Consider the following 12,197-nt stretch of genomic DNA (forward strand, 5'->3'; position numbering starts at 1 on the left):
GTAATTGCTCCTCTATTTTTAATCGATAATTTAGTGTAGTTAACTTGCCCTATAATGGTACAATGTACTATATTATTAACGTGGAATCAATTTGAGAAAAGTATTTCCTTGGTTACCAATTAATAAGGAGGAATAAACATGCAAGCACCTTTAGCATATGAAATAAGAAAACCAGCTGTAGTTGATGCAGGAAAAATCTATCCAGCATTATATTTAATCCATGGAATGGGAAGTAATGAGCAGGATCTTTTGCAATTAGTCGAAGGATTAGAAGAGACATATTATATTTTCAGTGTGAGAGGTCCAATTGTACAACCACCTGGATATGCCTTTTTTACGATGGAGGAATTTGGCAAGCCACATCGCGATGTCTTTGATCAAGCAATTTCGAAGCTCACGGCATTTATTGATTACAGTTTCGAGGAATATCCAATTGACTCTACCTCTCTATATTTAATGGGATTCAGTCAAGGAGCAATTCTTTCTATGAGTCTTGGACTCATACTGGATGATAGAATCAAGGGGATAGCAGCCCTAAGTGGTTATATTCCTGACTTTATTAAGAACGAAAATGATAACAGAGATGTTCGTGATTTATCCATCTTTATTTCACATGGTGAACAGGATCCTGTTCTGCCATTCGCGTGGGCGCCAGCAAGTAAGCAATATTTCCAAGAGCATGGTGCAAATGTAGTATTTAAGCAATATGATTCAGGACACACAGTTTCTCAGCAAAATTATCAAGATTTGAGAGCATGGTTTACTAGTTTACGCTAATATTTGTATAACGAAAAGAGCACTGTAGAAATTACAGTGCTCTTTTATGTACTTGGATCATTCCTAATAGTTTGAACTCCTATTTAGCGTGTGGATGCTGGTGGACTATGAATATTCCGCTGCAGCACATACACGCTAAATGTACTCGAGTGGATAGATTACGCTCCGTAACCGAGTGAATCGACAATTTTTGACAAAACTCGGGAGGTGCCAGGCACCCCCAAAATATGCTGGCACCTATTTCGCCCAGTCTTCTACATTCCATACTTTTGTTACCCAGTCTTCATAGAATTCGGGTTCATGGCAGACGATGACAATGGTTCCTTTATATTCTTTTAATGCCCGTTTTAATTCTTCTTTTGCTACGACATCTAAATGGTTTGTTGGTTCATCGAATAATAACCAATTGCTTTCATTGAGCATTAACTTACATATTCTAACCTTTGATTGTTCTCCACCACTTAGCTGCTTCATCGGCCTTGTTATATGCTCATTTTTTAAGCCTACTTTTGCTAAAATTCCACGTACCTGTGCTTGATTTAAATGCGGAAAGGCATTCCAGACCTCATCAATTGGTGTCGTGCTACCCGCTAGTACCTCTTGCTCGTAGTAGGAAGGGAATAGAAAGTCACCAAGTATACGTTTTCCACTTAGTGGCTTGATCTTTCCGAGTATCGTTTTTAAAAGCGTCGATTTTCCGACACCATTACTCCCGACAATTGCAATTCGATCCCCACGTTCAATCACGGTTGTTAACTTTGGAAATAATGGATGATCATAACCAATCTCGAGCTCTTCTGCTTCGAATACAAAACGACTACTGCTACGTGATTCTTTAAAATTAAATGTCGGCTTCATCGCTGTTTCCGGTCGATCAATTCTATCCATTCTCTCTAATTGCTTCTGGCGACTTTTTGCTCGTCCTGTCGTAGAATACCGTGCTTTGTTTTTGGCAATAAAATCTTCTTGTTTCTTAATATATTCTTGTTGCTTTTCATATGCGTTAATATGCTGATTTTTATTAATCTCTGCAAGTTCGAGAAATTTCTCATATGTAGCTGTATAACGAGTGAGCTTCGAAAATTCAAGATGGAAGATGACATCAACAACACCATTCATAAATTCCGTATCATGAGAAATTAGTAAAAATGCGTGTGGATATTCTTTTAAATAGCTGCTTAGCCACTGAATATGCTCCACATCCAAATAGTTTGTCGGCTCATCAAGCAGGAGAACTTCTGGCTGCTCCAATAGCAGTTTCGCAAGCAGTACCTTTGTCCGCTGTCCTCCGCTTAGTGCAGATACGTCCTTATCAAGCCCAATCGCATCAATGCCAAGTCCATGTGCAGCTTCTTCTATCTTAATATCTAACGTATAGAAACCGCCAGCCTCTAGCTTATCCTGAATGATACCCATTTCTTCAAGCAGCTCCTCTAATTCTTCTGGAGTCGCTGTCCCCATTTTTTCCGTTACTTCATTTAACCGTTTTTCTTGTTCGAATAGGGGGAGAAATGCATCACGAAGCACCTCACGAATCGTTTTCCCTTTTGTTAAAACAGTATGCTGATCCAAGTAACCATAATTTGTGCCGGGTGTCCAATGGACTTGACCGCTGTCGTGGATTAATTGACCGGTAATAATATTCATCATCGTTGATTTGCCAACACCATTCGCACCAACTAAACCAACGTGTTCCCCAGCTACCAGCCGAAATGATACATCTTTAAATAATGTGCGATCACCAAAGCTGTGGCTAAGCGCATCAATTGTAAGTAAACTCATTTTTATAAAACCTCCATGAAAAGTGAAACATATTCCTAAATGGTATATGTTGTATTGAAAATTTTGGTGGCGGGAAATTCATCTGCCACATAAACAATGATCGTTCTTCAATTTATCCTTGCCAACGTTTTATTATAGTGGAAAATAAGGAATCTTGCTATAGAAGAAGATGATATTTATCCCTTTTACTTGTAGAAACGAGAAACATAAAACCTTATTTTAGATAAAATTTGGGAGCAAGATGCAGCTTGACTAATCTGAGAAAAAGAAGTAAATTATAATAGTTCCAAAATGAACGGTTCATAATTAGACGGTTTAATAGGGGGATAAACGTGAATGAAAATGAAAAAAATCAATTGATGCAATCTAGTCAATTATTACATTCTTTTTTCAGTGTTAATAAAAATATTGTACGAATCGTGCAAAATATAGCGGTAGAAAATGATTTAACTGTTCCGCAATATACGATATTAATGATCGTTATCCATTCTAAAGAGATGACGCAAAAAAAAGTCGGAGAACAAAGCTTCCTTCCTAAAAGTACATTGAGTCAAGCGGTTGATGGTCTGGTTCGTTTAGGGCTATTAGAGCGTCAGCAAGTGGTTGGAAATCGGCGGGAAATGAACTTGATAATTTCAGAAAAGGGTGAGCGCTATTTTAAAGACATTCACCTTCAAAATGGTGGAATTCACGAGTTATTTCAAGCGGCAATCAAACCGTTATCAAACATGCAGCGTGAAGAACTTCTGAATATGCATCTTCAAATTGCTAAGAATTTAGAAGCATATCAAACCACACAGGGAGACGAAATGAAATGATAAAAATATTAAAGAACTTATCCCGCTATAAGTGGATGGTATTATTTGTTTGTGTTCTTATCTTTGCTCAAACAATGACAGATCTTTTTTTACCGACGTTAATGGCAGATATTATTGATAAAGGGGTTGTAATCGGCGACATTCCTTATATTTGGAAAATTGGTGGGATCATGTTATTCGTTTCGGCACTGGGTGCTGCTGCATCGATTCTGGCAAGTTATTATTCTGCTAAATCGGCAATGGGGCTTGGACGTGATCTAAGGCAAAAGGTTTTTAATCATGTTGAAAGATTCTCCCTGCAGGAATTTGATGAGATTGGCACAGCATCCCTAATAACTAGAACAACGAATGATATTACGCAAGTGCAACAAGTTGTAATCATGATGTTGCGAATGGTAATTAGTGCACCAATTATGTTGGTTGGTGGAATTATTATGGCATTATCTATGGATGCGAAATTATCACTTGTATTAATCATTACGATGCCGGTGCTAATCGCTGCTATATTAATTATTTTTAAAAAAGGAATGCCACTCTTTAAAAAGGTGCAAACACGATTAGATCACTTAAATCTTGTATTACGTGAAAATCTAACGGGAATTCGTGTTATCCGCGCATTTAACCGTGAAAATCAAGAGAATGCACGTCTTAAAAAATCAAATAAGAGTTTAACCGACGTTTCCATTCAAGTAAATAGAGTGATGGCATTTATGATGCCTATCATGATGCTTGTGATGAACTTAACAGTGGTTGCAATCATCTGGTTTGGTGGGATTCGAATCGATGATGGAGTATTGCAGGTTGGCGATCTAATGGCGTTTATCCAATATGTTATGCTAATTATGTTTGCGCTTGTGATGGCATCCATGATGTTTGTCATGATTCCACGTGCTGCAGTATCTGCAAATAGGATCAATGAAGTACTAGAAATGCAACCCTCGTTCTTTGATGAAGGTGATAAGGAGGCCAATCTGGAGAAAGCAACAATTGAATTTAAACATGTAAACTTCAGTTATCCTGGTGCAGAAGAACCTGCATTAACGGATATTAATTTTAAAGCGGGACCTGGTGAAATCACTGCTATCATTGGTGGTACAGGTTCAGGAAAATCGACGCTTGTCCATTTAATTCCACGTTTTTATGAAATTTCAAGCGGAACTATTCGAATGAATGGTGTTGACTTACGTGAAGCGACACAAGAGGAAATTCGATCGAAAATTGGGTTTGTTCCACAAAAGGCCATGTTGTTCACTGGTACAGTTGCCGATAATATTCGCTATGGAAAAAGGGATGCGACACAAGAGGAAATAGAACACGCTGCAAGGGTTGCACAAGCAGAAGATTTTATTATGAAAATGGAAGATAGGTATCAGGCTGAAATCGAGCAAGGTGGATCGAATTTATCTGGTGGACAGAAACAACGTCTAGCAATTGCGAGAGCACTTGTGCGTAAACCAGAATTGTATCTATTTGATGATAGTTTCTCTGCACTCGATTTTAAGACAGATGCAAACCTTCGAGCAGCACTAAAAGGCGAAACAAAGGATGCAACGGTAATAATGGTTGCCCAACGAGTGAGCACAGTAATCGACGCCGATCGCATCATTGTGTTAGAAAACGGCCATATGGTCGGCATGGGTACCCATCAAGAACTACTTGCAACAAATGATGTCTACCGGGAAATTGTAGAGTCCCAGATGACAGAGGAGGAGATCGCATGAGCAGTAAAAGCGGGCCAACAGCTCACGGAAGAGGTCCTGGTCATGGCCCGGGTGGCGGCAGCATGGTCATGGGCGGACAGAAGGTAAAGGATTTTAAAGGAACATTGAAGCGTCTCCTTCAATATTTGAAACCACGCCGTAATAAATTAATCGCAGTTTTCTTTGCGGCTATTTTAAGTACAATTTTCTCGATTATCGGTCCAAAGCTTACTGGTATAGCGATTACTGAACTATTTGAAGGGGCATATGGCAAGCTGCAAGGGATACCAGATGCTGCAATTAACTTCGGAAAAATTGGCGAGATTCTGTTATTTCTTGTCGGATTATATATTTTTAGCAGCCTATTCACCTATTTGCAACAGTATTTAATGTCTGATGTTGCTCAGAAAACGGTGTATGATCTTCGAGAGGATGTTAATGATAAGCTTCAGAAACTTCCGCTTAAATATTTTGATGGACATTCGAACGGTGAGACGCTTAGCAGGGTTACGAATGATATTGATACAATTGGAACGACGTTACAGCAAAGCTTAACACAGTTCATCACTTCAATCGTCACGATTATAGGTGTGATTATTATGATGTTAACGATAAGTCCAATCCTAACTATAATAACTGTAATAAGCTTACCTGTTTCTATATTTGTCATTCAGCCTATTTTAAAACGATCGCAAAGGCATTTTGCTGACCAGCAGCGTACGCTTGGTCAATTAAATGGTCATATCGAAGAAATATATACTGGTCATCAAGTTGTAAAGGCATTTGGATATGAAAAAAAAGCAGGAGAACAGTTTGATTCGGTTAATGAGGAATTGTATCAAGCTGGTGCAAAAGCACAATTTATTTCCGGTATCATCATGCCGATGATGTCTTTCATTGGTAATTTAAGCTATGTGCTTATTTGTGTTGTTGGTGGTATTTTAGTGACACAACGTGCGATTTCAATTGGTGATATTCAAGCGTTTATTTCTTATTCCAAACAGTTCACACAGCCAATAATGCAAACTGCTAATATCGCAAATATTATTCAGGCGACAGTTGCAGCAGCTGAACGGGTCTTTGAACTACTTGATGAAGTGGAAGAAGTAAAAGAAGATACGTCTATACAATTATCACGAGCAAAAGGTGCGGTTGCTTTTGAGCATGTAGACTTCGGATATGGTGAAAACCTATTAATCCAAGACATGAATATTGACGTGCATCCTGGACAAACTGTTGCAATCGTTGGACCAACGGGTGCAGGAAAAACAACGATGATTAATCTATTGATGCGCTTCTATGAAGTAAATGGTGGGAAGATTAAGATTGATGGGATAGACATACAGAATATGTCACGAAAAGATCTTCGGAATAGTTTTGGTATGGTACTCCAGGACACATGGCTATTTAATGGGACGATCAAGGAGAATTTGGCATTTGGGAAAGAAGGCGCGACAGATGAAGAAATATATGCTGCTGCACGTACAGCTCATGCTGATCACTTTATTCGAACATTGCCAGATGGATATGAAACGATCCTAAATGAAGAGGCATCGAATATTTCTCAAGGACAAAAGCAATTGCTAACTATCGCAAGGGCTGTTCTTGCAAATCCGCCAATCATGATTCTGGATGAAGCTACCTCAAGTGTAGATACAAGAACGGAAGTATTTATACAACAAGCAATGAACCGATTGATGGAGGGACGAACAAGTTTTGTCATTGCCCACCGTCTTTCTACGATAAGGGATGCAGATATCATTCTTGTCATGGACCAAGGAAAAGTTATAGAACAAGGGACACATGTAGAATTACTAGAGAAAAATGGATTCTATGCTGACTTATATAATAGTCAATTTTCTGAAAGAACGGCAGGCTAAGCCTTAAAGAACAAAAGCGCAAGCGCCCATTTGAGCTGTGTACGGACTGCGCCCCACAGGATGTGGGGTGGTTCGACGTTGCCACAGGAAGTGGCGGCCTTAGTCGAACTTCTCCTTGCCTTTTTAGATAAAGGAAGCACGATGAGCGTAAGCGGTTGACTTAGATTACGGAGGTGAGGGAAGTCTCGCTACAGCTTTAGCGCTGGAGCTGGACGTGGCTATTCTCAGTAATTAAGTTATCCACAGCACCCAATTTTATAGTTTCCTAAGCAATGAATAAAAGATGCGCATTCCATTCTAAAGAATAATAGAAATGGGGGGCGCATCTTTGGTTTTTAAGTAAATATCCTTAATGAATGAACTTGACTAAATGATAAGTGTAATAGGGAGACAATCTCAAAAATTTAGAATCCATATTCAGCTTCCTTTGCTTCACGGATCTTTGAATATGTTTCCGTTAAGACGACGGTATCTTCCACTAAACGATTAATCCGGAATAATATATCATCATTAATGATTTCATTTCGATAGAAGTCTTTTTCCTCAATAAATACGTATGTTTGCACCAATTGTGCCTTCATATAAGACAAAATTGGCTTTAATTGCTGTTCAGCAATTAAATAATGTTTAGGCGAACCCGCTGTCACAAGCATACTGACAACTTTATCACGAAGTGCATCTACAGGAAGTAGATCAAATATGTTCTTTAATGTTGCAGGGATGGATGCCTGAAAAATTGGTGTCCCAATAATTATGGCGTCCGCTTCCATTATCGTCTTCGTTACAAATCCCGTATCACCTTCGTACTCGAGGTAGCTACGCCCATCACTAAATTGAAGATCATAATCCGCTAAATCAAGTATAGCCACTTCAACATACGGATACTTTTCTGCTAAAGCTTTAACAGTATAATTCATTGCTGTTCTCGTCTTTGTGCCAACGATAGAACCGCAGATACCAACGATTTTCATTTTCTCAAGTCCTTTCTTTATTTTGCAGTATGTTTCTTAATAGCTGGTAAAATTTCGGTGCCAATCAACTCAATATTTTTTCTCAGTTTATCAAAAGGAACGCCACCGAAGTCCATTTGGGCGATATAACGTTGATGGCCAAATAGTTCATGCTGATAAAGTATCTTTTCAATGATTTGCTGAGGGCTGCCAATGTTCATCACGTCTCTAGGATCTGCACCTTGAGCAAATTGCTGTTTTGGATAGCCACGTCCATTTGTGACTTTCATTCCTTCATTAATATATGGATAATACTCTCTTTGTGCTTGTTGCGTTGTTTCTGCCGCATAGAAGAATCCAGCTGTTGCAATCGGAAGCTCAGCTGGATTGTGACCGTTCTGACGAGCAGCCTCACGATAAGCTTCAATTGAATATTTAAAGCTTGTAGCTGGTCCACCTAAAGTAGCGAGGAACATTGGCACGCCTGCATATCCAGCTTTAATCGCACTAGCAGGTGGACCACCGACAGCACGCCATATTGGCAGGTGACCTGATTTCGGACGAGGAAGAACGCTTGCATCTTTTAACGGTGCACGGAATTGCCCACTCCAATTAACGACTTCTTCTTTATTTATTTTCAATAATAACTCGAACTTCTCTTCATATAATTCTTCATAGTCACGTAGTTTATAGCCTAATAAATCAAAGAGTCCTACTCGTGATGCACGACCTGCAATAATTTCTGCGCGTCCTTTAGAAATCAAATCAATCGTTGCAAAGTCCTCATAGACACGAACTGGATCAGATGTACTGATAATCGTCGATGAACTTGCGATTTTAATTTTTTCTGTTGCTTGAGCAATTGCGGCTAGAACAACGGAATGTGCTTGTGTTGTAAAATATTCCTGATGGCTTTCACCAACACTAAAGAAATCAATTCCGGCTTGCTCCGCAATTTTAGCTAATTCAATAATTTCATGAATTCGTTGTTCGGCTGAGATCCTTTTGCCTGTATTAGGATCTGGTATGTGATCACCTAATGTATAAATTCCAAATTCTAATCCTTTCCTTTGATCTATTCGATATTTCTCCATCTATTATTCATCCTTTTATATATTTAATTTTTCGTAGCTATAATGTAAGTATAGTACTTTATGAAAAATGATAAAAGTATGTACTTTAAAGTGGCATAGTATCCTGAAAGATACTATAGCGAGTGCTTGTGAATAATCAAAACTTTCTAAACACGCAATAACCATCTTCACACTAAATTTACCTCTATTTTACTTCTAATTAACAATCTATAGATATAATGAAATTGTATTATTAGTAGTAAATTGTTGAAACTTGCTGAAAGGATGATTCATTAGAAAATACTGTATACATATTCGTTCTATCGTATTAAAGATAATTTCAATTAAAACAAATGGAGGATTACCATGAAAAAGTTAAGCTTACTTGCAATTTTTATCATAATCGCATTATCTCTAATGGCATGTGGTTCACAGAAAGCGCCAAAAACAGAAGGAACAGAAAACGATGCAACAGCAGAAAGTAGTTCAGATGGAAAAGCGGAAGAAAAGAAAGAAGATGCAGAAGCGTCAGAGGAAGATGTGGAACTCGTTTTATGGCATACACTAACAGAGCATCATAAAGAAGCATTAGAGAAAATTATTTCTGATTTTAATGATTCACAAGATCATATTACTGTTGTTGCTCAAGAACAGCCATACCAGGATTTTGATTCTAAATTAATGCAAGCAGTAAGAAATGGCACGGGTCCTGATTTAGTTCGAACTTTCCCTTCGAATGTCGTTAATTATCTTGATGAAGATATGATTGTTGATTTCGCACCTTATATTAATGATGCTGAGATAGGGATGGAGAACTTCGAAGACAATATTCCAGAAGGTATTTACCAAGAGATTACGCAATGGGGAGATGATTCTGTTTATCTATTCCCAATTCACGTGACAGGTCAAGTATTTTTCTACAATAAAACGTTATATGATGAATTAGGTCTTAAAGCACCTGCGACATGGACAGAGTTGGAAGAAAATAGTCGTGCAATTAAAGAAAAAACTGGTAATGCAGCATTTGGAGCAGACTCTGTTACCGATTTATTTACAGACTTAGTGATGCAAGGCGGCTCCGATTATATTAATCCAGAATCGAAAACAGTTGAGTTTAATAATGAAATTGGGTTAGAGAAACTAGAATGGTTTACTGGAAACGTAAAAGAAGGTAACTTCCGTTTAGTTGGGGAAGATCAATATTTCTCTAATCCGTTTGGCTCTCAAGCGGTAGCAAGTTATATTGGATCAAGTGCCGGAGCAGATTTTGTTGCTTCAGCAGTAGCAGATCAATTTGAATTTGATGTTGCACCTATTCCTCAAGAAGGACCAGAAGAATTTTTCCCATCATGGTTGAATGGATATGTTGCATTCAAGTCAGATGAAGCTAAGGAAAAGGCTACATATGAATTCCTGAGATTCCATGCAGCACCTGAACAAATGACAGAATGGACAATGGCCTATGGTGCTGTACCAGTGTTCCAGGATGCTGTTAATTCACCAGATTATCAAGCATACATTGATTCAAATATCGCGATTCAAGCATTGATTCCACAAATGGAGATTATTGGTTATCTTCCAAGCGTTAAGGGAGCATCTTCAGTACTAACTCATATTGATGAAATGGTACAATCTGCAGCTTTAGAAACGAAGACACCTGAGAAAGCATTAGAAGATGCTGCGTCTGCGAGTAATGCGGATTTACAATAATTAGAAAAGATTAGGCATAAAATACTATTTTAAAACTGGCTGACCTTGTTAAGTAATTGATTGGGGTAATCGTTCAAATACTTTATCTAACCATGAAGTTTCGAATGCCTATCCAGCCAAATACAACAAGGAGCCAGTTTTGCTTTTGGGCATTTTTTGAAAGAACTTCCTAAAAGCAACAAAGTTTTCTAATTGGAGGAATAAACAGATGAATAAACAAAAGTTATTCGTTTTTTGCTTGGATGCTTTATGCTCGAGCGATATTGAATATATGAAAACATTAAAGAATTTCAGCACAATATTTGAAACGGGGTCCTATGTGGAACATGTTGAGCCAGTATATCCATCGATTACTTATGTATGTCATACATCGATCATTACTGGAAAATATCCAATGAACCACGGAGTGAATCAAAATGAGAAAGTAGCTCGTGGAAAGCTCCATTCCCCTTGGTTTACAATGAAAAACGATGTTCAGGCAGATACACTTCTTGATATTGCAGCGAGAAATGGCCTGACAACCTGTTCGATTAGCTGGCCCGTTTCAGGTGGTGCTAATTATGATTTGAATATGCCGATGATTGTGCCATATATGTATAAAGGGTATCAACCTGAGCAATTTCTAGAAAATACAGCTTCAGCAGAGTTACTGGAGAAGTATTTCTGGAATCATGGTCGGTACATAAAGGGAGAAGATCGAAGCTTAGATCTGTTTACGATGGCTTTAGCACCTGACATTATTCGTGATTATGAGCAACCAGATGTAATGCTTGTTAAAATGTGTGATCTTGATACAATTCGTCATAATTATGGTGTTTACCACGAAAAAACAAAAGAACAGCTCCGTAAGCATGATGAGGAATTTGGTGTTTTACTTGAATCAATTAAGAGATATGGGGATTTTGATAATACCAATTTCATTATCCTTGGTGATCATGGCCAAACAGATGTCGATCTCGTGTTGAATTTCAATGTGCTATTAAAACAACATGGGTTCCTACGCCTAAATGAGGATGGAAGTTTGCAAGACTATGATGCATTATGTCATTCTAATGGACTATCGGCATGGATAGAATTGAAAGATCCGAATGACGTTGCCATGAAACAAAAAGTCCATGAATTTTTGCTTTCATTAAAAGAAGATCCAGAAATAAATTTACGCTATATCTTTACAAAAGAAGAAGCGGAAATTCAGTTTAAGTTAACAGGACCATTTGATTTTGTAATTGAAGGGGAAGGGGCCATTTCCTTTAATGAAGACTGGTCTGGCGATCGTATTTTTGGAAAGAAAAAGCGTGGCGATAAGAAAATCGGTGAAGGCTCGCATGGCGGATTACCGCATAAAAAGGAAACAACGACATTCATTGCAAGTGGACCAGCAATCAAGCCGGGTGTTGTAGTAGACAAGGGACTTATGGTGGATGAGGCAGTAACAATGGCGTACATGTTAGGGTTGGAAATGAAAGATACAGACGGAAATCTAATAAAAGAGATATTGAGGTAATCG

Annotated in this window: 9 protein-coding genes; 6 read left to right on the forward strand and 3 right to left on the reverse strand. The window is 38.3% G+C overall.

The window, feature by feature from the left end:
• The first annotated feature begins 138 nt into the window (after positions 1-138).
• A complete protein-coding gene (locus CWR48_RS12240; protein WP_115773515.1) occupies positions 139-777 on the forward strand; it encodes an alpha/beta hydrolase in 639 nt (212 codons plus the stop codon).
• A 237-nt stretch (positions 778-1,014) separates the two neighbouring features.
• Here CWR48_RS12240 and CWR48_RS12245 read toward each other — a convergent pair whose 3' ends face one another.
• Positions 1,015-2,559, reverse strand: a complete 1,545-nt coding sequence (locus CWR48_RS12245) for an ABC-F family ATP-binding cassette domain-containing protein (RefSeq protein ID WP_115773516.1) — start codon at positions 2,557-2,559, stop codon at positions 1,015-1,017.
• Between the two features lie 332 nt (positions 2,560-2,891).
• Between CWR48_RS12245 and CWR48_RS12250 the strand changes: the two genes are divergently transcribed.
• Genes CWR48_RS12250 through CWR48_RS12260 form a run of 3 tightly spaced genes read left to right on the forward strand, consistent with a single transcriptional unit; the run spans position 2,892 to position 6,957 of the window.
• The gene (locus tag CWR48_RS12250; RefSeq protein ID WP_245976793.1) at positions 2,892-3,377 is read left to right on the forward strand and encodes a MarR family winged helix-turn-helix transcriptional regulator; all 486 of its coding nucleotides are present in this window, start codon (positions 2,892-2,894) and stop codon (positions 3,375-3,377) included.
• The gene (locus tag CWR48_RS12255) at positions 3,374-5,098 is read left to right on the forward strand and encodes an ABC transporter ATP-binding protein (protein WP_115773517.1); all 1,725 of its coding nucleotides are present in this window, start codon (positions 3,374-3,376) and stop codon (positions 5,096-5,098) included. The genes CWR48_RS12250 and CWR48_RS12255 overlap by 4 nt, the downstream gene beginning before the upstream one ends.
• A complete protein-coding gene (locus tag CWR48_RS12260; protein ID WP_115773518.1) occupies positions 5,095-6,957 on the forward strand; it encodes an ABC transporter ATP-binding protein in 1,863 nt (620 codons plus the stop codon). The genes CWR48_RS12255 and CWR48_RS12260 overlap by 4 nt, the downstream gene beginning before the upstream one ends.
• Positions 6,958-7,361: 404 nt before the next feature.
• Here CWR48_RS12260 and CWR48_RS12265 read toward each other — a convergent pair whose 3' ends face one another.
• Both CWR48_RS12265 and CWR48_RS12270 read right to left on the reverse strand, forming a co-directional pair.
• A complete protein-coding gene (locus CWR48_RS12265; RefSeq protein ID WP_115773519.1) occupies positions 7,362-7,928 on the reverse strand; it encodes an NADPH-dependent FMN reductase in 567 nt (188 codons plus the stop codon).
• A gap of 17 nt (positions 7,929-7,945) precedes the next feature.
• Positions 7,946-9,001 carry an LLM class flavin-dependent oxidoreductase gene (locus CWR48_RS12270; RefSeq protein WP_115773520.1) on the reverse strand — a complete coding sequence of 352 codons (1,056 nt, stop codon included), beginning with the start codon at positions 8,999-9,001 and terminating at the stop codon, positions 7,946-7,948.
• Positions 9,002-9,346: 345 nt separating this feature from the next.
• Between CWR48_RS12270 and CWR48_RS12275 the strand changes: the two genes are divergently transcribed.
• Together CWR48_RS12275 and CWR48_RS12280 are read left to right on the forward strand one after the other, a co-directional pair.
• Positions 9,347-10,690, forward strand: a complete 1,344-nt coding sequence (locus CWR48_RS12275) for an extracellular solute-binding protein (protein ID WP_115773521.1) — start codon at positions 9,347-9,349, stop codon at positions 10,688-10,690.
• Between the two features lie 208 nt (positions 10,691-10,898).
• On the forward strand, positions 10,899-12,194 hold the full coding sequence (locus CWR48_RS12280) for an alkaline phosphatase family protein (protein WP_115773522.1): 1,296 nt from the start codon (positions 10,899-10,901) through the stop codon (positions 12,192-12,194).
• Positions 12,195-12,197: the final 3 nt, after the last annotated feature.

This window comes from Oceanobacillus arenosus (assembly GCF_003369575.1).
GTDB classification, from domain to species: domain Bacteria; phylum Bacillota; class Bacilli; order Bacillales; family Amphibacillaceae; genus Oceanobacillus; species Oceanobacillus arenosus.

Coding starts and splice junctions, on each gene's coding strand:
- CWR48_RS12240 (WP_115773515.1), top strand. CDS start 139: ATGCAAGCACCTTTAGCATATGAAATAAGAAAACCAGCTGTAGTTGAT.
- CWR48_RS12245 (WP_115773516.1), bottom strand. CDS start 2,559: ATGAGTTTACTTACAATTGATGCGCTTAGCCACAGCTTTGGTGATCGC.
- CWR48_RS12255 (WP_115773517.1), top strand. CDS start 3,374: ATGATAAAAATATTAAAGAACTTATCCCGCTATAAGTGGATGGTATTA.
- CWR48_RS12260 (WP_115773518.1), top strand. CDS start 5,095: ATGAGCAGTAAAAGCGGGCCAACAGCTCACGGAAGAGGTCCTGGTCAT.
- CWR48_RS12265 (WP_115773519.1), bottom strand. CDS start 7,928: ATGAAAATCGTTGGTATCTGCGGTTCTATCGTTGGCACAAAGACGAGA.
- CWR48_RS12270 (WP_115773520.1), bottom strand. CDS start 9,001: ATGGAGAAATATCGAATAGATCAAAGGAAAGGATTAGAATTTGGAATT.
- CWR48_RS12275 (WP_115773521.1), top strand. CDS start 9,347: ATGAAAAAGTTAAGCTTACTTGCAATTTTTATCATAATCGCATTATCT.
- CWR48_RS12280 (WP_115773522.1), top strand. CDS start 10,899: ATGAATAAACAAAAGTTATTCGTTTTTTGCTTGGATGCTTTATGCTCG.